The sequence below is a fragment of the Conyzicola nivalis genome, from assembly GCF_014639655.1.
GTDB classification, from domain to species: Bacteria; Actinomycetota; Actinomycetes; order Actinomycetales; family Microbacteriaceae; genus Conyzicola; species Conyzicola nivalis.
Genome location: NZ_BMGB01000001.1, coordinates 1579092 through 1604883, shown reverse-complemented (window position 1 = coordinate 1604883; position 25792 = coordinate 1579092). Strand labels below are relative to the sequence as shown.

The 25792-nt window shown below is 68.7% G+C and carries 28 protein-coding genes; 18 read left to right on the top strand and 10 right to left on the bottom strand.

Features of this window, described 5'->3' with window-relative positions:
• Positions 1–7: 7 nt before the first annotated feature.
• From IEV96_RS07920 to IEV96_RS07910, 3 genes are all read left to right on the top strand, one after another.
• A complete protein-coding gene (locus IEV96_RS07920; RefSeq protein ID WP_188510090.1) occupies positions 8–358 on the top strand; it encodes a hypothetical protein in 351 nt (116 codons plus the stop codon).
• Positions 359–450: 92 nt separating this feature from the next.
• The gene (locus IEV96_RS07915) at positions 451–2139 is read left to right on the top strand and encodes a sensor histidine kinase (protein WP_229733381.1); all 1689 of its coding nucleotides are present in this window, start codon (positions 451–453) and stop codon (positions 2137–2139) included.
• 62 nt (positions 2140–2201) lie between these two features.
• Positions 2202–2555, top strand: coding sequence for a nuclear transport factor 2 family protein (locus IEV96_RS07910; RefSeq protein ID WP_188510088.1), 354 nt, complete (start codon positions 2202–2204; stop codon positions 2553–2555).
• 13 nt (positions 2556–2568) lie between these two features.
• Here the strand turns inward: IEV96_RS07910 and IEV96_RS07905 are convergent, their stop codons facing one another.
• The 4 genes from IEV96_RS07905 to IEV96_RS07890 all read right to left on the bottom strand — a co-directional run bounded on the left by IEV96_RS07905 (position 2569) and on the right by IEV96_RS07890 (position 5544).
• The gene (locus IEV96_RS07905; protein WP_188510087.1) at positions 2569–3081 is read right to left on the bottom strand and encodes a MarR family winged helix-turn-helix transcriptional regulator; all 513 of its coding nucleotides are present in this window, start codon (positions 3079–3081) and stop codon (positions 2569–2571) included.
• Positions 3082–3178: 97 nt separating this feature from the next.
• Complete coding sequence (locus IEV96_RS07900) at positions 3179–4528, bottom strand: FtsX-like permease family protein (protein ID WP_188510086.1); 1350 nt, start codon at positions 4526–4528, stop codon at positions 3179–3181.
• Positions 4525–5268 carry an ABC transporter ATP-binding protein gene (locus IEV96_RS07895; protein ID WP_229733143.1) on the bottom strand — a complete coding sequence of 248 codons (744 nt, stop codon included), beginning with the start codon at positions 5266–5268 and terminating at the stop codon, positions 4525–4527. Before IEV96_RS07895 ends, IEV96_RS07900 begins: the two co-directional genes overlap by 4 nt.
• Positions 5269–5379: 111 nt before the next feature.
• On the bottom strand, positions 5380–5544 hold the full coding sequence (locus IEV96_RS07890; RefSeq protein ID WP_188510085.1) for a hypothetical protein: 165 nt from the start codon (positions 5542–5544) through the stop codon (positions 5380–5382).
• A 169-nt stretch (positions 5545–5713) separates the two neighbouring features.
• On the opposite strand from IEV96_RS07890, the gene treS reads away from it, so the two are divergent.
• A complete protein-coding gene (treS, locus tag IEV96_RS07885) occupies positions 5714–7990 on the top strand; it encodes a maltose alpha-D-glucosyltransferase (RefSeq protein ID WP_229733142.1) in 2277 nt (758 codons plus the stop codon).
• 6 nt (positions 7991–7996) lie between these two features.
• Here the strand turns inward: treS and IEV96_RS07880 are convergent, their stop codons facing one another.
• Positions 7997–8791, bottom strand: a complete 795-nt coding sequence (locus tag IEV96_RS07880; RefSeq protein ID WP_188510083.1) for an SDR family NAD(P)-dependent oxidoreductase — start codon at positions 8789–8791, stop codon at positions 7997–7999.
• A 90-nt stretch (positions 8792–8881) separates the two neighbouring features.
• Between IEV96_RS07880 and IEV96_RS07875 the strand changes: the two genes are divergently transcribed.
• The 5 genes from IEV96_RS07875 to IEV96_RS07855 all read left to right on the top strand — a co-directional run bounded on the left by IEV96_RS07875 (position 8882) and on the right by IEV96_RS07855 (position 11635).
• Positions 8882–9148, top strand: a complete 267-nt coding sequence (locus IEV96_RS07875; protein WP_188510082.1) for a hypothetical protein — start codon at positions 8882–8884, stop codon at positions 9146–9148.
• 26 nt (positions 9149–9174) lie between these two features.
• On the top strand, positions 9175–9513 hold the full coding sequence (locus IEV96_RS07870) for a cupin domain-containing protein (RefSeq protein ID WP_188510081.1): 339 nt from the start codon (positions 9175–9177) through the stop codon (positions 9511–9513).
• A 58-nt stretch (positions 9514–9571) separates the two neighbouring features.
• Complete coding sequence (locus IEV96_RS07865; RefSeq protein ID WP_188510080.1) at positions 9572–10126, top strand: hypothetical protein; 555 nt, start codon at positions 9572–9574, stop codon at positions 10124–10126.
• Between the two features lie 227 nt (positions 10127–10353).
• Complete coding sequence (locus IEV96_RS07860) at positions 10354–11364, top strand: hypothetical protein (RefSeq protein WP_188510079.1); 1011 nt, start codon at positions 10354–10356, stop codon at positions 11362–11364.
• Positions 11365–11386: 22 nt separating this feature from the next.
• Entirely contained in the window at positions 11387–11635 is a 249-nt protein-coding gene (locus IEV96_RS07855; protein ID WP_188510078.1) for a hypothetical protein, read from the top strand.
• A gap of 89 nt (positions 11636–11724) precedes the next feature.
• Here the strand turns inward: IEV96_RS07855 and IEV96_RS07850 are convergent, their stop codons facing one another.
• A complete protein-coding gene (locus tag IEV96_RS07850) occupies positions 11725–13374 on the bottom strand; it encodes an MDR family MFS transporter (protein WP_188510077.1) in 1650 nt (549 codons plus the stop codon).
• The gene (locus IEV96_RS07845; protein ID WP_188510076.1) at positions 13371–13991 is read right to left on the bottom strand and encodes a TetR/AcrR family transcriptional regulator; all 621 of its coding nucleotides are present in this window, start codon (positions 13989–13991) and stop codon (positions 13371–13373) included. The genes IEV96_RS07850 and IEV96_RS07845 overlap by 4 nt, the downstream gene beginning before the upstream one ends.
• 131 nt (positions 13992–14122) lie before the next feature.
• Between IEV96_RS07845 and IEV96_RS07840 the strand changes: the two genes are divergently transcribed.
• On the top strand, positions 14123–14716 hold the full coding sequence (locus IEV96_RS07840) for a dihydrofolate reductase family protein (protein ID WP_188510075.1): 594 nt from the start codon (positions 14123–14125) through the stop codon (positions 14714–14716).
• A gap of 146 nt (positions 14717–14862) precedes the next feature.
• Here the strand turns inward: IEV96_RS07840 and IEV96_RS07835 are convergent, their stop codons facing one another.
• Positions 14863–16266, bottom strand: coding sequence for an HNH endonuclease signature motif containing protein (locus IEV96_RS07835; RefSeq protein WP_188510074.1), 1404 nt, complete (start codon positions 16264–16266; stop codon positions 14863–14865).
• Positions 16267–16453: 187 nt separating this feature from the next.
• Positions 16454–17089 carry an MBL fold metallo-hydrolase gene (locus tag IEV96_RS07830; RefSeq protein ID WP_188510073.1) on the bottom strand — a complete coding sequence of 212 codons (636 nt, stop codon included), beginning with the start codon at positions 17087–17089 and terminating at the stop codon, positions 16454–16456.
• 68 nt (positions 17090–17157) lie between these two features.
• Here IEV96_RS07830 and IEV96_RS07825 point away from each other — a divergent pair, with 68 nt between their 5' ends.
• Both IEV96_RS07825 and IEV96_RS07820 read left to right on the top strand, forming a co-directional pair.
• Positions 17158–17439: a metal-sensitive transcriptional regulator gene (locus IEV96_RS07825; RefSeq protein ID WP_188510072.1), complete on the top strand. Its 282-nt coding sequence runs from the start codon at positions 17158–17160 to the stop codon at positions 17437–17439.
• A complete protein-coding gene (locus tag IEV96_RS07820; RefSeq protein WP_188510071.1) occupies positions 17439–19550 on the top strand; it encodes a copper-translocating P-type ATPase in 2112 nt (703 codons plus the stop codon). The genes IEV96_RS07825 and IEV96_RS07820 overlap by 1 nt, the downstream gene beginning before the upstream one ends.
• 97 nt (positions 19551–19647) lie before the next feature.
• On the opposite strand, the gene IEV96_RS07815 is transcribed toward IEV96_RS07820, so the two are convergent.
• Positions 19648–20667 carry an aldo/keto reductase gene (locus tag IEV96_RS07815; protein WP_188510070.1) on the bottom strand — a complete coding sequence of 340 codons (1020 nt, stop codon included), beginning with the start codon at positions 20665–20667 and terminating at the stop codon, positions 19648–19650.
• Positions 20668–20778: 111 nt separating this feature from the next.
• Here IEV96_RS07815 and IEV96_RS07810 point away from each other — a divergent pair, with 111 nt between their 5' ends.
• From IEV96_RS07810 to IEV96_RS07785, 6 genes are all read left to right on the top strand, one after another.
• Positions 20779–21372 carry a TetR/AcrR family transcriptional regulator gene (locus tag IEV96_RS07810; RefSeq protein WP_188510069.1) on the top strand — a complete coding sequence of 198 codons (594 nt, stop codon included), beginning with the start codon at positions 20779–20781 and terminating at the stop codon, positions 21370–21372.
• A gap of 96 nt (positions 21373–21468) precedes the next feature.
• Positions 21469–22395: a diacylglycerol/lipid kinase family protein gene (locus IEV96_RS07805; RefSeq protein ID WP_229733141.1), complete on the top strand. Its 927-nt coding sequence runs from the start codon at positions 21469–21471 to the stop codon at positions 22393–22395.
• A gap of 56 nt (positions 22396–22451) precedes the next feature.
• Complete coding sequence (locus IEV96_RS07800) at positions 22452–23294, top strand: PhzF family phenazine biosynthesis protein (RefSeq protein WP_188510067.1); 843 nt, start codon at positions 22452–22454, stop codon at positions 23292–23294.
• Positions 23291–24184, top strand: a complete 894-nt coding sequence (locus IEV96_RS07795; protein ID WP_188510066.1) for an alpha/beta fold hydrolase — start codon at positions 23291–23293, stop codon at positions 24182–24184. The genes IEV96_RS07800 and IEV96_RS07795 overlap by 4 nt, the downstream gene beginning before the upstream one ends.
• Positions 24181–24690, top strand: a complete 510-nt coding sequence (locus tag IEV96_RS07790; protein ID WP_188510065.1) for a GNAT family N-acetyltransferase — start codon at positions 24181–24183, stop codon at positions 24688–24690. The genes IEV96_RS07795 and IEV96_RS07790 overlap by 4 nt, the downstream gene beginning before the upstream one ends.
• A gap of 52 nt (positions 24691–24742) precedes the next feature.
• Positions 24743–25735, top strand: a complete 993-nt coding sequence (locus tag IEV96_RS07785) for an NAD-dependent epimerase/dehydratase family protein (protein ID WP_188510064.1) — start codon at positions 24743–24745, stop codon at positions 25733–25735.
• The last annotated feature ends 57 nt before the right edge of the window (positions 25736–25792 follow it).

Below are 25792 nucleotides of genomic sequence, written 5' to 3'. Positions count from 1 at the left end.
GGGCGCGATGATGGACTCGGATGACGTCGCCGAGCGGCGACGGTCGGAACTGGAACGGCACGCGGCCGTGCTCTTCTGCGCCGCCGCTTTGACAATGGCGATCATCTGCGGGTCGGTGATCGTCTCGGGATGGTTCGCCGGCGTGCTCGTCGACCGGTGGGAGCGGGTTTTCTGGGCCGGATCACTCCTCGGCGGCGTCATGGTGTCGGTGTTCGCGGCAGCAGCGCTTCCATCTGGTTCGGATGCGCGGCGCGCGGCTGTCCGGATCACGTCGCTTCTGCGCGTCGGACTCCTGTTGTTCGTGGTTGCGCCGGCGGTGTGCATTGTCGCGCTCGTCGGTGACTTCTACAAGCTCTGACCGAGCATGGCGAACGCGTCGGCGCGGCGGATCGAACATGTGCGGCTAGAGTTCCCTGTGTCAGCGATGCTGATTCTGGAAAGGCCGGCGTGATGTCAATGTTCGACGTGAGTGCGACTCCGTCCGGCCGGTTCCAGGTGTTTTTGCAGGCCCAACTGCCGTTGCTGGCGGGCGCTCTCTTCGTGGGAATCGCCACGGCCATCGTGCTGCCGGAGTCGTACCAGTCGTTCATTCTGCCCGCCGGGCTCGCCGTCATCCTTTTCGCCTCCGTGTCGATGCTCGTCTTCCCGTGGGAGAAAATCGCACCGTCGTGGATGATCCTTGTGGCGATCACCGACATCGTCGGCGTCACGTTTATGCGCACGGAACTCATCCAGGTCATCCCGTCTGTCGGCATCCTCGTCATCTTCCCCATCCTCTGGCTCGCCTACGGATTCCGTCCCGGGGTCGTGTTCGTCGCCCTTGCCGGCGCGTGCTTCATCTCCACCTTCCCGTTCATCTACCGCGGCGCGTGGCCGTCGAACGGGGTGGAGTGGTTGAACGTGATCACGCTTCCCGCTCTCGCCATCGGCATCGCGTTGGTCGTGAACCTGGCGGCGCTGCAACTACGCCGCAATGCCGAAAAGCTCGCGGAAGCCAGTCGGGAGCAGACGGTGACCCTGCGCCGAGCCCTCGACAACGAGATCCTGTCGCGCAATATTCTCGACACCGTCAACGCTGGAGTGGCGTTCTACTCCTCCGACAACGAGCTGCTGCTGTCGAACGCGCTGGCCAGGGGAATGACCCGGGCCGTCGGCTTCGAGCTCGACCAGCCGCCGTACGGCGGCGAGCAGGTTCTGGCCGCCGACCGCAAGACTGCCATCGCCATCGAAGACCAGATCATCCCGCGGGCGCTCCGTGGTGAACTGCTCGAGGACCACCTGGAGTGGCTCGGCCCACCGGATCAGCAGTCTGCCATCCTGGCCTCCTCGCGCCGAGTGGAGCGAGAGGACGGCGCACTGCTCGGCACGGTCGTCATGGCCTATGACATCACCGAGCTCGCCGCCGCCATCTCGGTGCGGGAAGAGTTTCTCGGCACCGTCTCGCACGAACTGCGCACACCCCTGACTTCGGTGGTCGGCTATCTGGAACTGATCGCCGACGACCTCGACCCCACGACGAACGCCGAAGCTCTCGTCTACCTCCAGATCGTGCGACGCAACATGAACACCCTGGCCGAGCGGATCTCCTACATGGCGGGATCCGCCGATACCGCCCTAACGCTGCGCCCGGCGGACACCGATGTCGTCGCACTCGTCGCCTCGTGCGTGCAGCGCGCATCCGACAAGGCGCGTTCGCGCGGTGTCACGCTAGACAACACGGTGACCGGACCGGCCAGCGCCCACATCGACGCAGGCAGAATCTCGCAGGCGCTCGACGAACTCATCGCCAACGCGATCAAGTTCAGCCCGTCCGGGAGCACCGTCACCGTCTCCCAGGTCACCGACGACGACTCCGTGCGGATCAGCGTCTCCGACGGCGGGCCCGGGATGACACGCTCCGAGCAGACCCGCGTCTTCGACAGGTTCTATCGCACACAGCACGCGCGGGATCAGGCGGTGCAGGGCTTCGGGCTCGGACTGTTCGTGGTCAAGAACATCATGACCGCGCACGGTGGACACGTGACGATCGAACGGTCGTCGCCGGAGAACGGAACCCGGATGACACTGACGATGCCGCGTAGGGAGACGGAACGTCCCGTCGCTCCGATGTTGATCCCCTCGAACCGCACGCGCTCTTGACGCGAGAGCTCGCGAACGCTTCAATTTAGGTGACAAATCACTTACTTTCGAAGGGGCTCTTCATGTCTACAGCCGAATCGCTTATGCGAGCCAATCTGCTCGAGGTGTTCGCCGAACGCGACCCGCAGCGCAGGACCACGGCGATCGCCCGCACCTACACCGATGACGTCGTGTTCACCGACCCCGACGACAGCGCGATCGGCCACGACGCTATCCACAGGAAGGCACAGGAAGTGCTCGACGGGGCACCGGACTTCGTCTTCCGTGCGGGCGGCCCGGTCTACGAGGCCGGCGATCTCGCGTATCTCGCATGGGAGTTCGGGCCGGAGGGCCAACCGGCTGTCGTGTCGGGGGTCGACGTGGGATTCGTCGAAGGTGAGAGGCTCGCGAAGGTCTACACCCTGCTGCTGCGTTAGGGGCGGGCGCGTCTCACGGGTGGTCGTCGGGGCGGGGGAGCGTTCCGTGCTCGATGACCGTCTCGTACGCCTGCTCGAGTGACGCGCTCAGCGCGTCGAGCAGCGCCGGATCGAGCCCGGAGAAAAACATGGAGCGCACGAGCTCGACGTGGCGGGGGGTCGCATCCCGCAGCACGCCCCAGCCCTCGGCGGAAAGACTCACCTCGGTCACACGCCGGTCTGCGGCCGAGGGTGACAGCGCGAGAAGGCCGCGGCCGGTCATGCGTTTGACGTGATGGGAGGTGCGGCTGCGCTCCCACCCGATGCGCGTGGCGAGGGCCGACATGCTCATACGGGCGCCCTCCGCGCTGGTGAGAGCGACCATAACGTCGTAGTCGGCGAGCGAAATGCCGCTGTCGGCCTGCAGCTGGCGGTTCATCTCGTAGCGCAGTCGCAACTGCAGCTTCATGTAGGCGAACCAGGCGCGGCTCTCCTCGTCGGTGAGGAGCCCGAATGGCGACCCCGTCGGTACCTGATGCTTTGCCATGTTCGTTGACCCTGTCCGGTGCGGCGCGAACCCACCCGCACTCATCCATCTTCGCAGCAGCCGGGGAGATGGGGAACTCGGCCGGGGCGACCCCGCTCTACTCGTCGCCCAGCGCCTGCGGTACCTCCTGCTTTTTCGTCGCCAGGGTGGGAACGAGGGTCGCCAGCAGCAATCCCGCCGTCGTCACGGCGAAGGTGGATCCGAAGGTGACGGGGGAGAAGTCGGGGGTCGCCCCCGGAGCCACCGTCGAGAGGATCCAGGCCTGGGCCGTCGCTGTCACCGCGATCACGACCGCGGCGATGAGCCCGGCCGTGACGACCTGGATCGCGCCCTCCCACAGCGCGGTCGCGAGGCCGAATCCGGGCGGTGCGCCGGCGGCGCTGAGCAGGGCGCCTTCGCGCGCGCGTGCCCCGCTCGACATCACGGTCGCCGCGGCTGCGCCGGCCGCCGCCAACAACACCGGACCACCGAGCACGAGAAGTGTCGTGCCGCCGGGGTTCTGCACCGCCTCGCCACCCTGAAGGATCGCCAGGGCGCGGGCGAGAGTGCCCTCGCCCGCCGCGAACGTGCCGGGCAATGCCACCGCGACGAGGAGCGAGGCCACGATGCTCGAGCTGCGGTCGACGGCGTAGAGGGTGTTGGCGCGGGCGACGAACCACGACGCCGAGGCGCTCGCCGGCACGATCGCCGTCCAGAGACGCATGACGCGGGGGAAGACGACCGGGCCGAGCGCGGCCGTCGCCGCGACCAGCAGCGGGCCGATGAGAATCGCCGCCGCGCCCCCGCCGGCCGCGGCCGATGCCGCGAGGCCGGAGAGCATCTGCGCCACCACGGCGAGGAGAACGACCGCGATGGCCCATCGTGGCCACACGCGGGCGCCGCGAACCACGGGCGACTCGCGCAAGACCTCGAGCGGACTGGTGCGGGCCGCCCGGCGCGCGGCCGAGTCGCCCGCCAACAGCGCGACGACGGCGACGGCGACGGCCGTACCCGCGGCGACGATCGGCGAGATCGTGACGTCGAACGTGTCCACGCCGTTCGACCCGTCGAGTGCGCTCTCCGTGGCCGCCGGCGTCACGAAGGCACCCACCGCCGCGCCGAGAGCGGCCCCTGCGGCCGCGACGACCAGCAGTTGCGTCACCACGACGCCCCGCACCCGGGACGGCATCACCCCGACCGTCTGCCAGAGCGCGTAACTCCGGCGGCGCAGCGCCACGGTGAGCCGCATGACGGAGCCGACCACGACGACCGTCGCGATGACCGTCAGCAGGGTGATCGTGGCCGCGATCGCGACGAGCGCGTAGCCCGCGAGCGTCGCGTCGCGCAGGCCCGTTTCGGTGAGTGCCGCGGGAACCGTGGCCGCGAAAGCGGCGACCGCGACGACGATGAACGCCCCGAACCAGATGCGCGCCGATCGCACCATGTCGGCGAAGACGAGCGTGGTCACGATGCGCTGCGACGGGCGGACTGCTCGACGGCGTCGAAGATCTCGCGCGACGTGGGCCGCGCGAGTTCGCGGTGCAGCGCGCCGTCGCGGATCACGAGCACGCGGTCGGCGCGGGCGGCGGCGTCGAGGTCGTGGGTCACCATCACCACCGCGTGGCCGTCGGCAGCGGCCTCCCGCAGCAGATCGAGCACGACGGAACCGGCGGCGGTGTCGAGCGCGCCGGTCGGCTCGTCGGCGAACACCACATCGGGGGCGGTGGCGAGCACGCGGGCGATGGCGACGCGCTGCTGTTGTCCGCCCGACAGGGTGCCGGGGTAGACCTTCGCGAGCGCGGCGAGTCCCACCCGGGCGAGAGTGCCGTCGACCGCCGCGTCGTCGGTCGGGCGGCGCGAGAGGCGGGCGGGCAGGGCGACGTTCTCCCGCACCGTGAGTGACGGAATGAGGTTGTACGACTGGAACACGAAGCCCACGCGCTCCCGCCTGAGGGTCGCGCGCCGGTTGGGGCTGAGTCGGGAGATGTCGACGCCGCCGATCTCGACCGTTCCCGACGTCGGCAGTTCGAGTCCGCTGAGGCAGTAGAGGAGGGTCGACTTTCCCGAACCGCTCGGACCGACGATGCTGACGAATTCGCCCGCGCGCACGTCGAGGGACACCCCGCGCAGAGCGGGTGGTGTGTCAGCGGCGCCGCGGGTCGCAAAACTCTTCGTCAGGTCGCGCGCGCTCAGCAGTACGTCGTCCACAATCGGCTCCTTCACGACCGGATGGCCATCTCACAGGTGCGAGAGTAAGTGAAACATCACCCAAACGTCAATGCTCCTGCCGAGACATCCGAATCGTCGGAGGGCGGCCCCTTAACTGTGGGGAGACGTCGCCTCGTCGTCTTCGTCGGGCTCGCTGCCGCGTCCCGCGTTTTCGCCGACATTGCGGATGGACCGCAGGCTGTCCTGGAGTTCGAGCTCGGCGGCGGTCGGCTCGTCGGATGGCTGGGCGTCCCCGCGGGTGTTCTCGGTAGTCATCACGCAAAACTACGCGCGGCCGACAGCGTCATCAACGGCTTCTCAGCAGCGGTCGTTCGGGGTATGACACACCGGGCGGGGAAGCGACAGGGCGTGCCGGAAGACCGCGCGCGACACCTGCGGCCTGTACTGTCGAGGGGAGCCGGCGCGGCATGAAAAGGTGGCAAGTGTGAACGACGAAAATCCCGAACTGACCGGACCGGACGCGGAAGAGGAAATCCTCGAACGCGACCCTTCGGAGATCACCTACGACGAGCAGCTCTATCCGGCGCGGCCCCGGCGTCTCCGCCCCCGCGCCAACCTGCGTGGCGGCAGCCTCCGACGCTCGTTCTCCGACCCGCGTTCGGCTAACGGGCTGAACCCGGCGTACGTCGAGTGGCTCGTGCGTCAGGCGATGCTCAAGGACGCCGACGTGCTCAGCCGCCAGCTCTCGGGCCAGCCGAGCATGTGGCGCAACCCCTACGCCCGCCCCGACGCCCGTCGCGCGGTCGGCATCTCCGACGTGTGGTTCACCGCCTACCCGATCTCGATCATGACCCGCCCCGGCGAGTCGTTCCTCGCCGCGCTCGCCGAGCCCGAGCTCTGGGAGGCCTTCCAGGCCATCGGCATCAACGGCGTGCACACCGGACCCGTCAAGCGCGCCGGCGGCATCGTCGGCTGGGGCGAGACCCCCAGCGTCGACGGCCACTTCGACCGCATCAGCACCGAGATCGACCCGGCGTTCGGCGACGAGGACACCTTCCGTCGCATGACGGATGTCGCGGAAGAACACGACGGCATCATCATCGACGACATCGTACCCGGCCACACCGGCAAGGGCGCGGACTTCCGCCTCGCCGAGATGGCGTTCAAGGACTACCCCGGCATCTACCACATGGTCGAGATCCCGGAAGAGGAGTGGGGACTCCTGCCCGAGGTCCCGGCCGGCCGCGACTCGGTCAACCTGGATTCGGCGACGGAGGCCGCGCTCGCCGAGCATGGCTACATCATCGGCGAGCTGCAGCGCGTGATCTTCTACCAGCCCGGCGTCAAGGAGACGAACTGGAGCGCGACCGCTCCCGTGATCGGCGTCGACGGTGTCACCCGCCGCTGGGTTTACCTGCACTACTTCAAGGAGGGTCAGCCCTCGGTCAACTGGCTCGACCCGACTTTCGCGGGTATGCGCCTGGTGATCGGCGATGCCCTGCACTCGCTCGGCGACCTCGGCACGAGCGCGCTGCGACTCGACGCCAACGGATTCCTCGGCGTCGAGAAGAGCGCGGAGGGTCTCCCGGCCTGGTCGGAGGGCCACCCGCTCTCGCACGCCGCGAACCAGATCATCGCCGGCATGGTGCGCAAGGTCGGCGGCTTCAGCTTCCAGGAGCTCAACCTCACGATCGAAGACATCAGGGACACCAGCGTCGTCGGCGCCGACCTCTCCTACGACTTCATCAACCGTCCGGCATACCACCACGCCCTCGCGACCGGCGACACCGAGTTCCTGCGTCTCACGCTGCGCACCTCGCTCGAGCTGGGCGTCGAGCCCGTCAGCCTGGTGCACGGTCTGCAGAACCACGACGAGCTCACCTACGAGCTCGTGCACTGGGCCACGCTGCACAAAGACGACCTCTTCTCCTACAAGAACGGCGAGGTCACCGGCGCCGAGCTGGCCGAATCCGTGCGGTCCGACCTCACGGTCGCGCTCACCGAGCCGGCCGCCGACTACAACCTCGTGTTCACCACGAACGGCATCGCCTGCACGACGGCGTCGCTGATCGCCGCGACGCGCGGTCACGAGACGCTCGAGTCCATCGGAGACGACGACGTCGCGCCCATCCGCGACGCGCACCTGCTGCTGGCAGCGTTCAACTCGTGGCAGCCCGGCGTCTTCGCGCTCTCCGGCTGGGACCTGCTCGGCATGCTGACGGTGCCGCGCGACGAGGTCGCCGACCTGATCGCAGAGGGTGACACCCGCTGGATCGAGCGCGGTGCCCTCGACCTGCTCGGCCAGTCGCCCGAGGCCACGAAGTCGCCGTCGGGAATGCCGCGTGCGCGGTCGCTCTACGGGCCGCTCCCCGAGCAGCTCGCCGAGCCCGACTCGTTCGCCCAGCGCCTCCGGGCGATGCTCGCCGTGCGCGCGAAGTACGGCATCGCGACGGCAACGCAGGTCGACATCCCGAACGTCGCCCGCCCTGGCATGCTCGTGCTCGTGCACGAACTGCTCGACTTCGACGAGAACGGCCTGCCCGTGATGCAGATCACCGCGCTCAACTTCACCGACGAGGCGATCGAGGGGACGATCCATTCGGAGTCGCTCCCGCCGCGGGCGACGGTGACGGATGCCGCGGACGACACCGAAATCGGCGTCGTCGACGACCTGCACAGCTTCCCGATCACCCTCGAGCCGTACGGCGCGCGCTTCCTCATCCTGCGCCGCGAAGAGCTGGAGCCGGAAGAAACCGCCTAGGCGCGACTAGGGCACGATCGAGTCGACGTAGCCGCCGTCCACCCGGACGGCGGCCCCCGTCGTCGCGGAGGCGAAACGCGAGCTGAGGTAGACGACCATGTTGGCGATCTCCTCCGGCTCGATCAGCCGCTGCAGCAGCGACTGCGGGCGGTGCTTGAGCATGAACTCGTGCTGTGCCTCGTCCCACGGCAGGGCCGGGTCGACGAGTTCGTAGACGAAGTCCTCGACGCCCTTGGTGTGGGTCGGGCCGGCGATGACCGAGTTCACGGTCACGCCGGTGCCGGCGGCCTCCTTCGCGTAGCCGCGCGAGACGCCGAGCAGCGCGGTCTTCGAGACGCCGTAGTGCACCATCTCGGCCGGGATCACGATCGCCGAGTCGCTCGCGATGTTCAGAACGCGTCCCCACTCGCGCTCCATCATCCCCGGCAGGTACAGGCGGGTGAGGCGCACCGCGGTGAGCACGTTGACGTCGAAGTAGCGCTTCCACTCTTCGTCGTCGATCTCGAGCACCGGCTTCGCCCCGAAGATCCCGAGGTTGTTGACGAGGATGTCGACGTCGGGCACCGTTTCGACCGCGGTCGCGCTGCCCTCCTCGGTGCTGATGTCGGCGACGAGCGGGATCAGCTGGGCGTCGGGCACGGTCGATCGCACGTCGCTGATGCCGCGCTGCACGCTGGATTCGCTGCGCCCGTTGATCGCCACGCGGGCTCCGGCGGCGGCCAGACCCGTCGCGATGGCGAGCCCGATGCCCTGGGTGGAGCCGGTGACGAGCGCGGTTGTGCCTTCGAGATCGATTCGCATGATTTGAGCCTAGGCTCGTTTGGCGTGTCGCGCGGAGGAGTGCCATCATCGATACATTCGAACGTGTGTTCGAATGATGGAGGTACTGACATGATGCTGCACGATCGCGTCGCGGTGTGGCTCGACGAGCGCGGGGTGCCGCGTCGCCTGGTCTACGCCGGAGAGCGTTACCGGGTTTCGGATGCTCCCACGGTTTTGCCTGCCACTCCCATAAACGAGTGGACGATGCACCCGACCGCCGGTCTTGGCGGCGGCTGGCGCTTCCAGGCGACCACCATCACCGGCGACTGCCGCGTGTTCGACGTGCGGCTCGACTCCGCCCGAAACGAGTGGGTTCTGGTCGGCACTTACGAGTGACGGCGCCACGGCCTACTATCTGCGCCATGGAAACTATCGACTTCGAGACGTTGACGCGGGTGGCGGGCGGTACCGCCCGCTTCGAGGGCGAGGGGCTCGGATCATCCGTCTCCTTCTTCGTCGTCCGCAACCAGCCGGGCGGTGGCGCCGACAAGCACCGTCACCCGTACGACGAGACCTTCGTGATCATCGAGGGCGACATCGAGGTGATCGTCGACGGAGAGCTGCGGATGCTCGGGGCCGGCACGATCGCGGTCGTGCCGGCGGGTGCGTGGCACGAGTTCAAGAACCGTTCCGATCGACGGTCGCTGATGGTGAACATCCACGCGTCGCCGCGCATCATCCAGGAGGACTGGGCGCAGTAGGGCCAACCTGCGGCGGCCGCACAGCCGGGTCAAATGTGCGCTCGGTACGATTGCAGCAATGACTGAGCGCCGGGGGACCGCTGATCAGCGTGCCGCTCTCGCCGCGGCCGCGATCGGTGTCGTCGAGCGCGCCGGAACCTCCGTCGTCACTCTGGACGAGATCGCCGCCGCCGCGCGGGTCGACGCCGGCGTGGCATCCGCACTCTTCGACTCGGTCGACGAGCTGCTGATCGAGGCCGCGCTGCGCCTGGCCACCGCCGACCTCGGTCTCGACGGATCCGGTGCGCCCACGGTGAGTACTTTCTCCCATCACTTCGCCAGGCGCCGCGCGTTCTACCGTGCGATGCGGGTCGGATCGATCGCGCCCCGGCTCGACGCGCGGATGTCCGCCGTCATGGGGCCGCTGATCGCCACGCAGATCCGCACCCTCGTCGGCGGCCGGATCAGTGACGGACTGCTTGAGCAGCTGACGGTCGACGTCACCCTCGAGTGCTTCGAGGTGACGAACCGCTGGATCCTCGAGGCGCGCGACGACGATGGCCCGGAGAGTCTCTACGTGCGGTTCGAGGCGATCGTTCTGCGGCGGCTCGAAGAAGTACGCGCCGCGCGCTAGCGCGACTCACCACCGCGAGCCGGCCCGGGTTATCCACAGGCCGCCCGATTTTCCCGACCGGTTTCCTTCCATTCGCACCGCTCCCGCTGTTGCTCCCATAACGTCTTCCGCGTGCCGGGATCCACCGAAGACAAAGGAGCAACATTGTGAAAAGTTTGCCAACCGACGGCTTCCCGGCGCGGGCCCATCAGGCCTACCCAACCGGGGCACGGTCGAAGAGAGTCCTTGTGCTCGCCGCGATCGCGGCCCTCACGATCACCGCGTCGACACTCACGGCCAGCCCGGCACACGCCGTGGGTGTCGGCGCGGGCAGTGCCAACGCGGGCAGTGCCAACGCGGGCAGTGCCAACGCGGGCAGTGCCAACGCGGGCAGTGCTAACGCGGGCAGCACTAACGCGGGCAGTGTCGATGCGGCGGGGGTCGAGCAGATCCTTCGCGGGGCGGGGGCCGTCGCGGATGTCGCGCCCCCGTCGCGCTCCAAGCTGGCGGCGCCGGATGCCTCGTCTACCGCACAGGCACCGGCGGTCACGAGCGGCGCGAGAGTCTCGCTGAAGACCGGACTCACCGTTCCGACCGGGACGAACAGCCTCAGTATCACGCCGGTGACCGATGCGGGTTCCGCCAAGGCGCTCAGCCCGTCCGGCCTGGCTGTGTACGCGAACACGGCCGACTCGGCGTTCGCCCTCAGCGCGGCGAGCACCGGCGGCAATGCCGGGTACGTCGTGATCAACGCGCCGACCGCACCGACCGCCTACCGGTTCGCGTTCACCGTTGACGGCAAGCCGGCGGTATTGCGGCCGGTCGAGGGTGGTGGCATCGACGTTCTCAGTGCCAGCGGAGCCGTCGTGAACTCGGTCGTGCCGGCCTGGGCGAAGGATGCGACCGGTGCCGCCGTACCCACGTCGTACTCGGTGGCCGGCAACATCCTCACGCAGAACGTGTCGCACGCCGGTGCGGCCTACCCGGTGATCGCCGACCCGCGGGTGCGCTGTGACCGGCTGTGGTGCACGCTCGAACTGACACGCGGCGAGACGGCGGCCCTCGCGGCCAACGTGCTGCCGGTGGGCGGAGCGTGCGCCATCCTCGGCGGTGGAGCGCCGGTGTGCGCGGCTGTTCTCGCCGGAGCATGGGCGCAGGCCAGTCTCGCGCTCGGCAGCGGTCAGTGCATCGGGTTCCGGGTGTGGAAGGCTAACTTCGTCTCCTACGCGCATCTCGCCTACATCAGGTGCTATGCCTAGCGTGGCCAGTAGGGAGAGAGCGGTGGTCAAGCAGCGCAGTGCCCTCTGGGAGGCGACGCACACCGGGGTGTTCGCGTCCGCCTACTGGGCGGTGTGGGGCATCGCGGTCGGGCTGGCGGTCGCCGCGTTCGCGTGGGGCTCGACCGCCAACGTCATCGTGGCGGGCTACATCGTGATGGCGGTGGTCGTTCTGCAGATCGTGGCGAGCCAGCTCGTCGCGCGTCGCATCCAGCGTCGGCGCGACGCCGAACGCGCCCGAGCGCCCGAGTAGCTGGAGCGCCCGGCCCGACGGCCGCACCCCAACGACGGCGGCCTCCCCACCCGCGAGGGAGGGGAGGCCGCCGTTGTCGGTTCGGGCGTTTACGCCCGGGGCGTGCGTTCTGCGCGCGCCGTGTCATCCGAACCGCCGACCACCGGGATCGATGCGGTGGTGAGTGCCACGCTCGATGCGCCGTCGATCTCGAGCGACTCCGGCAGGATGTCGCGTTCGATCGTGGTGGCGAGGGGCTTCTCCTGCACGAAGCAGAGCAGGATCGCGGCGACGATCACGAGCGGCACCATGTAGAGGAACACCGGGGTGAGCGCGTCGTTGTACGCGCCGACGATCACGTCGCGCACCGCGTCGGGCAGGTCGCGCACGATGGCGGGGGTGAACGAGTTCGAGCCGCCGCCGTCCGCGGCGCCGGCGGGCATGCGCTCGGCGAGCAGGTCGGTGAGGCGGGCGACGAACAGGCTGCCGACGATCGCGGCGCCCAGCGAGGCACCGATCTGGCGGAAGTAGTTGTTCGACGCCGTCGCTGTTCCGACCTCGCGCACCGGGAACGAGTTCTGCACGATGAGGATGAGGATCTGCATGCTCATTCCGAGACCGAGTCCCATCAGCGCGAGGTACGAGCAGAGAATCCAGATCGGGAGCTCGGGTGTCATGGTCGACATCAGCACGAGTGCTGCGGCCACGATGAACGTGCCCACGATCGGCAGCCACTTGTAGCGTCCGGTGCGGCTCACGAGCTGGCCCGAGGCGATCGACGAGATCAGGAGCGCCGCCATCATCGGGATCATCAGCAGGCCCGCCTCGGTGGCGTTCACGCCGGTGACCATCTGCAGGTAGGTCGGCAGGTAGGCGAGGGCGCCGAACATGGCGATACCGGTGATGAGGCCGGCGATCGTGGTGAGGTTGAAGTTGCGGTCCGTGAAGAGGTGCAGCGGCATGATCGGCTCGGCGGCGGCGCGCTCCACCATCACGAACGCGACGGCGGTGACGACGAAGCCGGCGATGAGACCGATGATCACGACGGAATCCCAGTCGTAGGTCGTTCCGCCCCACGTGGTCACGAGCATGAGGCACGTCGAGGCGAGCGCGAGCAGGCCCATTCCGGTGAAGTCGATGCGCGGCCTGGCGTGCTCCACCTTCGGCAGCTTGAGGAAGACCACGGCCGAGGCGATGGCGAGGATGCCGAGCGGGATGTTCATCCAGAACGCCCAGCGCCAGCCGATGCCCTCGGTGAACCAGCCGCCCAACAGCGGTCCGGCGACGGACGACAGCGCGAAGACGCCGCCCATGATCCCCATGTACTTGCCGCGTTCGCGGGCGGGGACCACGTCGGCGATGATCGCCTGCGACAGGATCATAAGACCGCCGCCGCCGAGGCCCTGGATGGCGCGGCCGGCGATGAGCCAGGCCATGTTGTCCGCCAGGCCGCCGACGATCGAGCCGGCGATGAACAGGCCGATCGCGCCGATGAACAGGCCCTTGCGGCCGATGAGGTCGCCGAGCTTGCCGTAGACGGGCAGCATGATCGTGGACGCGAGGATGTAGGCGGTCGTCACCCACAGCATGTGGTCGACGCCGTCGAGCTCGCCGACGATCGTCGGGAGCGCGGTGGAGAAGATGGTCTGGTCGAGTGACGCGAGCAGCATCGTGACCATGAGCCCGGCGAAGACGAGCAGGATGTTGCGTTTCAGCGCCGGATCGGCGGCGGGTCGCGCTGTGGTGGTTGTGGCGCTCATTGGAGTTTCTGTACTACCTCTCTGACGAGCACGATGGCCCGCTGTTGCAGTTGTTCGGGGTCGGGCTCGCAGTGCGAGGCCGCGAGTTCCATCACGGCGACGCGCACGGCGGCTCCGCAGATGGCGAGGACGAGTTCGGTGGTGGGGGAGTCGGCGCCGTCGAACCGGGGGTCGCGTTCGAGGATCGCGGTGACCGCGCTCGAGAGCCGCTCGGCCATGCGCGTCATCTGGGCGAACTGCCTGCCCATGAGTTGCGGATGTCGCAGCACGAGTTCCAGCCGGGTGGCGCGCACCTCGCGCTCGGTGATCGACGTGCCGAGCCGGGTGACGATGAGCCGGACGATCGACTCGATCGCGTCGGCGTCGGGATGGCTGGCGATGTGGGCAGCGATCGCCTCGTCGGTGATCTCGACATCACGTAGACCCAGGATCGCGTCTTCCTTGCTGTCGAAGTAGTTGAAGAAGGTGCGCGGCGAGACATCGGCGAGATCGCTGATCGCGTCGATGGTCGCGTTCTCGATGCCGTCGCGCATCACGAGGGTGACCGCGCACTTCTCGAGGCGCTCGCGCGTCTCGATGCGCTTGCGGTCGCGCAGCCCCAGGGTCTCGGATGTCATGGGTCCATTATTGCGCGATGCGCAAAGTTACGCAAGTGCAAAGTTGCGGAACTGCAAGGTTGCGATTCGACCGGTTGACCTCCCACGCCGACGACTCCTACATTTGACGGCAAACAAGCCGGAGGTGCGCGATGGGCACGGTCTATTCCACGGCGTCGATGTCGCTCGACGGCTACATCGCCTACGACGACGACGATCCGGGGGCACTGTTCGACTGGTATCAGGCGGGCGGCATCGAGATGACCACCGCGATGGACGATCTGACCTTCCACGTCACCGAACCCAGCCACGACTATCTCCGCGATCAGACACTCGCGCTCGGCGCCATCGTCGTTGGTCGGCGGCTGTTCGATGTCACCGACGGTTGGAAGGGGCGGCATCCGTATGACGTTCCGGTCGTCGTGATGACGCACGAGCCGCCCGCCGACTGGAGCTACACGGGCGCGAAGGACTTCCACTTCGTGACCGACGGTGTGGAGGCGGCGATCCGGGTGGCGCAGACCATCGCCGGCCGACGGGAAGTCAGCGTCGCGGCGGGAGAGGTGGCGACGCAGGCCCTCGAGGCAGGTCTACTCGATGAGGTGCGGATCGACCTTGCGCCTGTCGTGTTGGGCTCGGGGCGTCCGTACTTCACGGGCGGCTCCACCCGCGTGCTCGACGAACCGACCACGATCATCCAGACGGCGCGGGTGACGCACCTGGTCTACCCGGTGCCGCGCGGGTAATCGTTGCAGCCGGCCGAGCCCAGCCGAGACCGGCCGAGCCCGCGGGCTCGCGCTTCGCGACTCGGCGTTGCGACAAGCGCCGCCCGGCCCGACCGGCCCGACCGCGCCGCCCGGTCCGCCCGCCCCGGCCCGCCCCGCCCGGCCCGTCACCCGGCCTTCTCCCGCCGCACCTGAACCGCCTCGATTCGGGATTTCCCGACCGGGCGCCATCTCTGCGCCGGGTCCATCGCCGGCGTCAACAGCATGTGCGGTCGAGCGTCGATCATGCGGATCTGGAAACCGGATCGATGCAGTTTGTGGTGGTGGTACCGGCAGAGAAGCACCCCGTTGTCGATGTCGGTCGGGCCGCCGTCGGCGTACGCGCGAACGTGATGCCCTTCGGCCCAGGCAGCCGGTGCACCACAGCCCGGCCAGACACAGCCACCGTCGCGCACGGCGAGAGCGCGCATCTGAGCGGCGGTGAAGTAGCGCTTGTGCTTGCCGAGATAGAGCGGCTCGCCGTTCTCGCCGATGATGATCTTGGCGAGTCCTTTCGCGCAGACCACCTCCGCGGTCGTCGCGGCGGAAACGGGTTCGGTGACGTCGTCGATCCAGGCGACACCGCTGCCTGATTCGAGATCGTCCATGGTGATCACGGCGGTGACCTGGGCGAGATCGCGCATCTCGCCGGTCTTCGTTCCGGTAGATCGGAGCCCCGCCGTGACAACACCCTGCAGCACGTCGTAGTTGCGCTGATCGCGCGTGCGCGGATCGGTGACACCTTCGATCACCTCGCCCTCGTCGGACTCGACGATGCTGAGACCCGTCTGCCGGTCGGTCTCGGAAAGAAAGCGAGGTTCGACGCCCGGCCTGTTCGCGTTGTTAAGGGCGGTACGCAGCAGGCCGGCAAAGTAGGGATCGGCCGCCCCGCTGAAGGGCGTGAGACCGTTCTCGTTCTCGCGACCGATCCGGAACGAGCGCAGTCGCTGGATTCGTTCGTCGCGCGGCTCGGCACCGTCGGCGTCGAGCGCCTCGCGCCATGCCCGCGCCTGGACAGCGATGAGGTCGGCACCGTCGTGGGCCGCCGCATCAACCAGCTCGGCCTCGGCGACCTCGAGGTCTTCGACGGAGGCGTGCGGCGACGCCTGGTCGAGGCAGCGGATGATGATGTTCGCCGAGTCGACTCCGATCTCGCCCCGCTGAAGAGCCGCAGCGACCCGTGGGTGCTTGGGCGGCAGCTCGTCGCCGACGAGACTCGCTGTGCTGATCGTCGCTCGTCCGAGGCGCACCCGACGCGCCGCCTCTGCCGGGGAGACGCGGGTCAGGAATTCGAGCAACTGGGCGCCGGTGCGGAAGCCGTACCTGTCGGATAGCCCGTCGAGCCGGCTCGACGATCGCTCGTCGAGCTCGGCCGCGGCCCGCGTTCGCAGGGCGTCGACGAAGCGCCCCGCTCGCTCGAGTTCGACCGCGAAGGCGACGAGATCGTCGTCGGTCGCAGCGGCAGCGGGCACCGTCGCAAGAGCTGCGAGCTGGTCGCCGATCTGCCGGATCACCTCTGTCGATTCGTTCATGCCTGAAGTGTCACCGGCACCACCGACATTAATAAAAAAGCAGGTCAAGCACCGTTTATGCTGTGGATAACGCTAGCGGGCCACCACCTGTGGAGGACAGGATGACACGGGCCCTACGCGCTCGCCGCGGCGTGAATCCCCGCCGACGAGCCGCGCCGGCCCCGCGTCATCCGCCCCCGAAGCGCCGCTACAGCTCGAGCGACTGCCCCGGCTCGAGCGGGAAGAACTCGCCGCCGTTCGCCTCGGTGACCGCCTTGATGCGGTCGTTGGCCATGTTGCTTCCGATGACCGACAGCACCATCTGGTGCGTCGGGAACGAGCGCTTGGGCTTCACCGCCGCGACGTAGTCGATCGCCTCGCCGATCTTGAGCCAGGGGGCTCCGGCGGGCACGGCCAGCACGTCGACCTCGACCGGAGGGATGGTGAACGAGTCGCCCGGGTAGAAGACGGCGCCGTCGACCAGCACGCCGACGTTGTCGATGGTGGGCAACGACGAGTGGATGACGGCGTGCTTCTCGCCGAAGAAGCGCAGCGTGAATCCGCCGGCCGCGATCTCGTCCCCGTCGCGCACCACGATGACGGGGTAGGCGGATGCGGCGATCGCGACGCCCTGCGGGCCGTAGATCTTGGCGTCGGGATTCATCTCGAGGATGCGGTCGAGCTGTTCCGGCGTCCAGTGGTCGGGGTGCTCGTGCGTGATGACGATCGCCACCACGTGGCGCACCTCGGTGAGCGGGAGGGTGAATGCACCCGGGTCGACAACCAGCGTCTCGTTGGCTTTTTCGAGGACGAGGGTGGCGTGTTCGTGCTTGGTCAGCTTCATGGATCCAGCGTACGACCGGGGGTGCACGAGCGTTGAATGCGATACCCCCGGGGGGTATACTCCTTGACATGATCGCCGATATCAAGAAGCGCGCGCTGCACCGCACCAAAATCCTCGAGGGGCAGATGCGCGGCCTCGAGAGAATGATCGACAACGAGGACTACTGCATGGACATCATCACGCAGTCGCTCGCCATCCAGAAAAGCCTGCGCAGCCTCAACAAACTGCTCGTCGAGAACCACCTGCGCACCCACGTGACCGACATGTTCGCCGCCGGGGGAGAGCAGCAAGAGCTCGCCGTCGACGAACTGCTCAAGGTCTACGAACTCAACAACAACAGGGGAGAGTAATGACCCAGCACCCTACGGGCCACGTCGTTTCGACGGGCTCAACGCACGAACATCACGATCACGGCGCTTCGACAGGCTCAGCGACCGATCACCACGAAGGACACGAAGGCCACGCGGGCCACGAAGGCCACGCGGGCCGCGAAGGCCACGGCGACCACTCGCACCACGACCCCGCGCAGTTCCGCCGCAAGTTCTGGCTGAGCCTCGTGCTCACCATCCCCACCCTGGTCTTCTCGCACGGCCTGCAGGACATCCTCGGCCTCGACGGTCCACGCTTCCCCGGCAGCGAATTCATCCCGGCGGCGTTCGCGATCGTCATCTTCTTCTACGGCGGACTCGTCTTCATCCGCGGCGGAGTGCAGGAACTGCGCGCGAAGCAGCCCGGCATGATGACCCTCATCTCGTTGGCCATCGTCGTGGCCCTGGTCTATAGCCTCGCGGTTCTGCTCGGATTCCCCGGCATGGACTTCTGGTGGGAGCTCGCCACCCTGATCACCATCATGCTGCTCGGCCACTGGGTGGAGATGAGCGCCATCATGGGCGCGCAGAACGCGCTCGGCGAGTTGGCGAAGTTGATCCCGGATGAAGCGGACGTACTGCACGGCGACCACGCCATGACCATGCCCGTCGCCTCGCTCAGCGTCGGCGACACCGTGCTCGTGCGGCCCGGCGCCGCGGTACCGGTCGACGGTGAGGTGAGCGAGGGCGCATCCGAAGTCAACGAATCGCTGCTCACCGGAGAGTCCAGCGCCGTGGCGAAGACCGTGGGCGACGGGGTCATCGCCGGAAGCATCAACGGTTCGGGCGCGCTGCGGGTTCGCGTGACCAAGACGGGCGACGACACCGCGATCGCCGGCGTGATGAAGCTGGTCGCCGACGCGCAGGCCAGCAAGTCGGGCCCGCAGGTACTCGCCGATCGCGCCGCCGCGCTCCTCTTCTATATAGCGGTCGCCGCCGCGGTGATCACGCTCGTGGTCTGGGCGCTCGTGACCCCCGACGATCCCGCGTTCGTGATCGAACGTGTGGTCACCGTGCTGATCATCGCCTGCCCGCACGCCCTCGGTCTCGCGATCCCGCTCGTGGCGCAGCTGTCCACGGCGATCGGCGCGAAGAAGGGCCTGCTCGTGCGATCGCGTGCGGCACTCGAGGACGCCCGCAACATCCAGGTGGTGCTGTTCGACAAGACCGGAACCCTGACCGAGGGCAAGCAGGGCGTGGCGAACGTCGTCGCGGCCGCCGGGCTCGACGGCGACGAGGTGTTGGCGCTCGCCGGCTCCGTCGAGGCGGACTCCGAACACCCGATCGCCCGCGCCATCGTCGCGGCGGCGGGGCCTCTCGAGGTACCGCGGGCGACCGACTTCGAGTCGCTCTCGGGGCGGGGCGCATCCGCGACCGTCGACGGGCGCCGCATCACCGTCGCGAGCGGACGCGTCGTGACCGAGCGTGGGCTCGACCTCCCCGCCGAACTCGAAGTCGCCGGCCGCGACGCCAGCGCGCAGGGCAAGACCGTCGTCTACGTGCTCGACGACACGAGCGTGCTCGGGCTCGTGGCGCTCGCCGACGTCATCCGCCCCGAGTCGGCCGAGGCGGTCGCCGAACTGCAGAAGAGCGGCGTGCGCGTCGCGATGCTCACCGGAGACTCGCGCGAGGTCGGCGACTGGGTCGCGGCGCAGCTGGGCATCACCGAGGTGTTCGCCGAGGTGCTTCCCGGACAGAAGGCGGACGTCGTGTCGGGGCTGCAGAAGGACGGCACCCGCGTGGCGATGGTCGGCGACGGCGTGAACGACGCTCCGGCTCTCGCCCAGGCGGACGTCGGGATCGCGATCGGGGCGGGCACGGATGTCGCGATCGAATCGGCCGGCATCGTGCTGGCCTCGAGCGATCCGAGGGGTGTGCTCGCGGCGTTCCGTCTTTCGAAGGCGACGTACCGCAAGATGCAGCAGAACCTGTGGTGGGGCGCCGGCTACAACGTCATCGGCATTCCGCTCGCCGCAGGGGCGCTGTACGGCGCCGGGGTGCTGCTCTCGCCCGCCGTCGGCGCGATCTTCATGTCGGTGTCGACGATCGTGGTGGCGCTGAACGCGCAGCTGCTGCGGCGGGTAAAGCTGTAGCGGGCCAGCGGGTTGAGTAGGGCCGGCTACGGCCCGTATCGAAACCGGGCGAGGGTTCGATACGGTCGCTGAGCGACCTACTCAACCCGCTCACGGCTCAGCGGCGGCGCAGACTCGCGTCGAGCAGCGACGGCGGGGTGTCGAACTTCTCCTCGGGCGCGAGGTCGGTGCCGGGCGGCACGATGGCGTCGATGGCGTCGAGCACGTCGTTAGACAGCTCGACGTCGGCCGCGGCTAGCTGCGAGTCGAGGTGTGCGGTCGTGCGCGGCCCGATGATCGCGCTGGTCACGGCCGGGTGGGCCGTGACGAAGCCGAGCGCGAGCTGGATCATGCTGAGACCGGCGTCATCTGCGACCTTCGCGAGTTTCTCGACCGCGTCGAGCTTGGCCTGGTTCGCCGGAACGGACAGGTCGTACCGACCCGCCATAACAGTCGAGCGGTTCGTGCTGATCTCCTGCCCGGCGCGGATCGCCCCCGACAACCAGCCCGACGCGAGGGGGCTCCAGGCGAGCACGCCCATGCCGTACTCCTCGGTCGCGGGCAGCACGTGCGTCTCGATCCCTCGCTGCAGGATCGAGTAACCGGGCTGTTCGGTCACGAAGCGGCCCGAGCGGTTCTCGCGAGCCGCCCACTGCGCCTGCACGATGCGGTACGCCGGGTAGGTGGACGAACCGAAGTAGCGGATCTTGCCCGCGCGCTGCAGATCGGTCAGGGCCGACAGGGTCTCGTCGTCGCTCGTCGTCGGGTCCCAGCGATGCACCTGATACAAATCGATGTGGTCGACCCCGAGTCGTCGCAGGCTGTCTTCGAGCGCCGTCACCGTCCACCGTCGCGACGTGCCCCGGTGATTGCGCTCGTCGCTCATCGGCGAGTAGAACTTGGTCGCCAGCACGAGGTCGTCGCGACGGCCAGCGATCGCTTTGCCAACCATCTCCTCTGATTCGCCGTTGCTGTAACGGTCGGCGGTGTCGATGAGGTTGATGCCTGCCGCCAGGGCGGCGTCGACGATCGCCGTGGCGTCGTCTTGAGTGGTCTTGCCGATCGCGCCGAAGTTCATGGCGCCGAGCGCGAGCGTGCTGACCTGGACGCCGGTGCGACCGAGGGTGCGGTACTTCATGGTTTCTCCATCGGGATAGTCGTGTCTGCCATACTGGATAAGCGGATCACTGTTCCGCAACGATACGGAACACTGTTCCGTTTCGCAAGCCTCGCCGCGAAAGAAACCACCGTGACCACGACAGACGACGGATCACAGACGTCGACGCGCACCAAACGCGCGGACGCCCAGCGCAACGAGCAGGCGTTGCTGGATGCCGCGGCCGCCGTATTCGTATCGTCGGGGGTCGAAGCTCCCGTGCGCGACGTCGCGGCGAAGGCAGGCGTCGGTGTGGCGACCATCTATCGGCACTTCCCGACCCGGGCGGATCTCGTCGTCGCGGTATTCCGCCACCAGGTCATCGCCTGCGCGGAGGCCGCTCCGACCTTGCTCGCGAGCGCTGCGTCACCACACGCCGCACTCGTCGAATGGTCCGACCTCTTCGTCGACTTCCTCGTGACCAAGCACGGGCTCGCCGGCGCCCTGCAGCACGACCGCGCGGGATTCGAGCAGTTGCACGGCTACTTCACCGAGCACCTCCTTCCGGCGTGCGGCCAGCTGATCGACGCCGCGGTGCGGGCGGGCCAGATCACATCCGAGGTCAGCGCGTACGAACTGCTGCGCGGCATCGGCAATCTCAGCGTCGGCGACGACAGCGACCCGAAGTACGACGCGCGCCGGCTGGTAGCGCTGCTGCTGGCCGGTCTGCGGGTCGAAGCGGGTTGAGCAAGGCCGTCTACGGCCGGTATGGAAACCGGGCGAGGGTTTCGATACGGTCGCTGGGCGACCTACTCGACCCGCATCCGCAGTTACGATGAACCCGTGCCGACACCGCAGCCGCTGACGATCGTTGTCGCCATCAACCCGTCCGCGTCGTTCGGTAAGAGCCGCGCGGTCGGCCCCACCGTCGTCGCCCGGCTGCGCGCACTCGGTCACACCGTCACCGCCCTCGAAGAGCCCAGCTTCACGCGGCTGGTCGAGGTCGCGAACCGCGCCCTAGCCGAGAAGCCCGACGCCCTCGTGGTCGTCGGCGGCGACGGCATGGTAAGCCTCGGGGTGAACCTGCTGGCCACCGGAACCATCCCGCTCGGAATCATCCCATCGGGCACGGGCAACGACATGGCGCGCGGGCTCGGCATCCCCGTCGGCGACACGGGCGCGGCGATCGACGTGCTCGTGGCGGCCCTCGCGCGACCGGCGCGGGCGATCGACGCCGGGCGCATCCGCCACACCGACGATTCCACGGGCGAACCCCGCACCACCTGGTTCGCGAGCGTGCTCTCGGCCGGCTTCGACGCCATCGTCAACGAGCGCGCCAACACCCTGCGGCGTCCGCGCGGGAAGAGCCGCTATCTCGTCGCACTCGCGATCGAACTGGCCCGGCTGCGCCCCATCCGCTACCGCCTCGTGCTCGACGGGGTCGAAACCGTGACCGACGCCGCGCTCATCGCCGTCGGCAACAACCAGTCGATCGGCGGCGGCATGCGTGTCACCCCCGACGCCGTCATCGACGATGGACTGTTCGACGTGCTCGTCGTGACCCCGCTGTCGCGCATCGCGTTCCTGCGGGTGTTCCCGCGCGTGTTCGCCGGCACCCACCTCACCGACCGGCGGGTCACCGTGCACCGCGCGAAGACCGTGCGCGTCGAGGCGGATTCGGTCGCTGCCTACGCCGACGGCGAGCGGGTCTCGCTGCTCCCGGTGGACGTCGAGATCGTGCCGGGTGCGCTCTACGTTCTGATGCCGTAGCCACCCATCGGCGATTGGCGATGCCCGCTGTCGTCGGTAGCTGAGACGATGGGGCAATGACTTCCGTTTTGCGATACACCGCGTTCGCCTCGACGCCCGACGGCGGCAACCCGGCCGGCATCGTTCTCGACGCCGGCTCCCTCGACGACACTCGGATGCAGGAGATAGCCGCGGATGTCGGCTTCGCCGAGACCGCGTTCCTCGTCGATCCCGCGATAGCCGGCAACACCAGGCACGCCCGGGTCCGCTACTTCTCGCCCATCGCCGAGGTGCCGTTCTGCGGCCACGCGACCGTCGCCACCGCGGTTGCGCTCGCGCGGCGCGACGGCGCCGGCACCGTCACCTTCGAGACCCCGGTGGGCCCGATCTCGATCGAGACCACGCACGACGGAGACGAGATCACGGCGGCGTTCACGAGCGTCGAACCCGAGGTCGCGGCCATCGACGACGGCGTGCTCGACACCCTGCTCGGTCTGCTCGACATCGGCCGAGACGACCTCGACCCGCGTTTCCCGCCGCGGGTCTCGTTCGCCGGCAACCGGCACCCGGTGCTGGTCTTCGCCTCCCGGTCGCGCTTCGACAGCTTCGCGTTCGACCCGGCGGCGATGCGCGCGCTGATGGACGAACAGGGGTGGGCCGGCACCGTCACCACCCTGTTTGCCGTTTCGAGCCACGAGTTCGAGGCGCGCAACCTGTTCCCGGTCGGTGTGATCACCGAGGATCCGGCGACCGGTTCCGCCGCGGCATCCGTCGGCGGCTACCTGCGTGCGCTCGGTCTCGCGCCCGAGCGCGTGCTGATCAACCAGGGCGCCCACGTCGGGCGACCGAGCCTGCTGACCGTCGACATCCCGCCGACCGGCGGCATCGTCGTGAGCGGAACGGCGGTGGAGATCGCATGAACGACATCAAGATGGTGACGACCGACGTGCTCGAGATCGCCTACGAGGAGTGGGGGCCCGCCGACGGCTCGCCGGTCGTGCTGCTGCACGGCTTCCCCTACGACGTTCGCGCGTTCGACGAGGTCGCACCACGCCTGGTGCGCGCCGGCCACCGGGTGATCGCGCCCTACCTGCGCGGCTTCGGCCCGACCCGGTTCCTCGACGATTCGACACAACGGTCCGGCCAGCAGGGTGCGCTCGGCGCCGACCTGTTGGCCCTGCTCGACGCCCTCGACATCGACAGCGCGGTGCTCGGCGGATTCGACTGGGGCGGACGCGCCGCGTGCATCGTGGCGGCGCTATGGCCCGAGCGGGTCACGGGGCTCGTCAGCGCCGGCGGCTACAACGTGCAGAACCTCGCTGCCGCCGGCGAGCCCGCGCCGCCCGCGTGGGAGGCGACCTACTGGTACCAGTACTACTTCCACGGGGAGCGCGGCCGCCTCGGCCTCGAACGCAACCGCGACGAGCTGTGCGAACTGCTTTGGCGCACCTGGTCGCCCACCTGGAACTTCGGTCCCGAGGTCTTCGCCGCCAGCTCGCCCAGCCTGCACAACCCCGACTTCGTCGACGTGGTCGTGCACTCCTACCGGCACCGCTACGGTCTCGTCGAGGGCGACCCGCGCTACGACGCCATCGAGGCGGCGCTCGCCGAGTCGCCGCCGATCCTCGTGCCGACGATCGTCCTCGAGTCCGGAGCCGACGGCGTGCTCGGCGCCGACGCCGACGACGACCGCTCGCAATTCGTCGGCCCCTACGGGCAGGAGCGCCTCGCGAACGTCGGCCACAACGTGCCGCAGCAGGAACCGCGCGAGTTCGCCCGCTCGATCCTCGACCTGGCGGCCGGAGCGTGACCCGCACCGAACGCCTGTCCATCGACCGCCTGTCCGTGGTCGACTTCGACGCGATGTGGAGCATCCACGCCGACCCGCTCACCAACGCGTTCAACCCCGCCGGACCACTCATCGCCCGCAGCGACGCCCAACGGCAGTTCGGCGACTGGCTCACGCACTGGCACGAGCACGGTTTCGGTTACTGGACGGTGCGCGACGACGAGGGCGTCGTGGGCTTCTCGGGCATCCGCTTCTCCACCTGGAACGACCGCACGGTGCTCAACCTCTTCTACCGCTACACACCGCGAGCGTGGGGCAAGGGCTACGCCACCGAGGTGGCGCGCGCCGCGGTCGAACTGTGGCGCGACGAGCATTCGGCGCATCCGCTCATCGCCTACACGACACCCGGCAACGTCGGTTCGCAGCGCACGGCGTTGAGCGCGGGCCTCGAACGCCGCCCCGACCTCGACCGGGTCACCGGGGCGGAACTCGGCGACGACGTCGTATTCGCGCTGGGCTGGTCGTAGGCCGAGAGCAGAATCGCTTGGCGACCAGGCTCGGGTGCGCGACGCTGGGGTGATGACAGCGAAACGCGTCCTGATCCTGGGCGGCACCGAGTTCGTCGGGCACGCCTTCGTCGACGAGGCCGTCGCCCGCGGGCACGACGTGACGGTATTCAACCGCGGCACCCGTGAACCGCGCGCCGACGTGACCACGCTCGTGGGAGACCGCACGGCTCCCGGAGGTCTCGACGCCCTGGCCGTCGGCGAGTGGGACCTCGTCGTGGACACCTGGTCGTGGTCGCCGAAAGCGGTGACGGATGCCGCGGCTCTCCTCTCTCGTCGCGCCGGCAAGTACGTCTACGTGTCATCCCGTTCGGTCCACACGTACCCGACGGCCGCCTACGCGCGCGAGGATGCGCCCGTGGTCGAGGCCTCGGCCGACGATCTGGACCACTCCGACTACGCCCGCGCCAAACGGGGCGGCGAACTGGGCGCCCTCGCGGGTTTCGGCGATCGGTCCCTCCTGCTACGGGCCGGGCTCATCCTCGGCCCGCGCGAGAACATCGGCCGGCTGCCGTGGTGGCTCACCCGCATCGCTCGCGGCGGCGAGGTGGTGGCGCCCGGTCCGGCGGAGGCCCACGTGCAGTACATCGACGCTCGAGACCTCGCGGCGTTTGGCCTGGACACCGCGGCGACCGGAGCGGTGAGCGTCGTCGGCCCGCCCGACGTCACGACGATGAGCGACGTGCTCGAGGCGTGCGTCGCCGCGACCGGATCCGACGCCCGGCTGCGCTGGTTCACTCCGCAACAGATCGCCGCCGTGGGCATCGAGCCGTGGCTCGAGCTGCCGATCTGGATTCCGCCAGGGGCGGACGCCGACGGCATGCACCGCGCCGACGTCAGCACGGCGCTGGCCGCCGGACTGACGGTGCGACCGCTCGCCGACACGGTCGGCGACACGGGGCGCTGGCTGCGCGGGATCGGGGGAGTCGCACCGCAACGACCCGACCGCCCCGTCGTCGGCCTGCCGCCCGAGAAGGAGGCGGCGCTGCTGAATGCCGGTCCCTGAGCCCGTCGAAGGGCCACCGGGGCCTCGGTTTGGAAGTGCTCGACGCGTATGGCATAC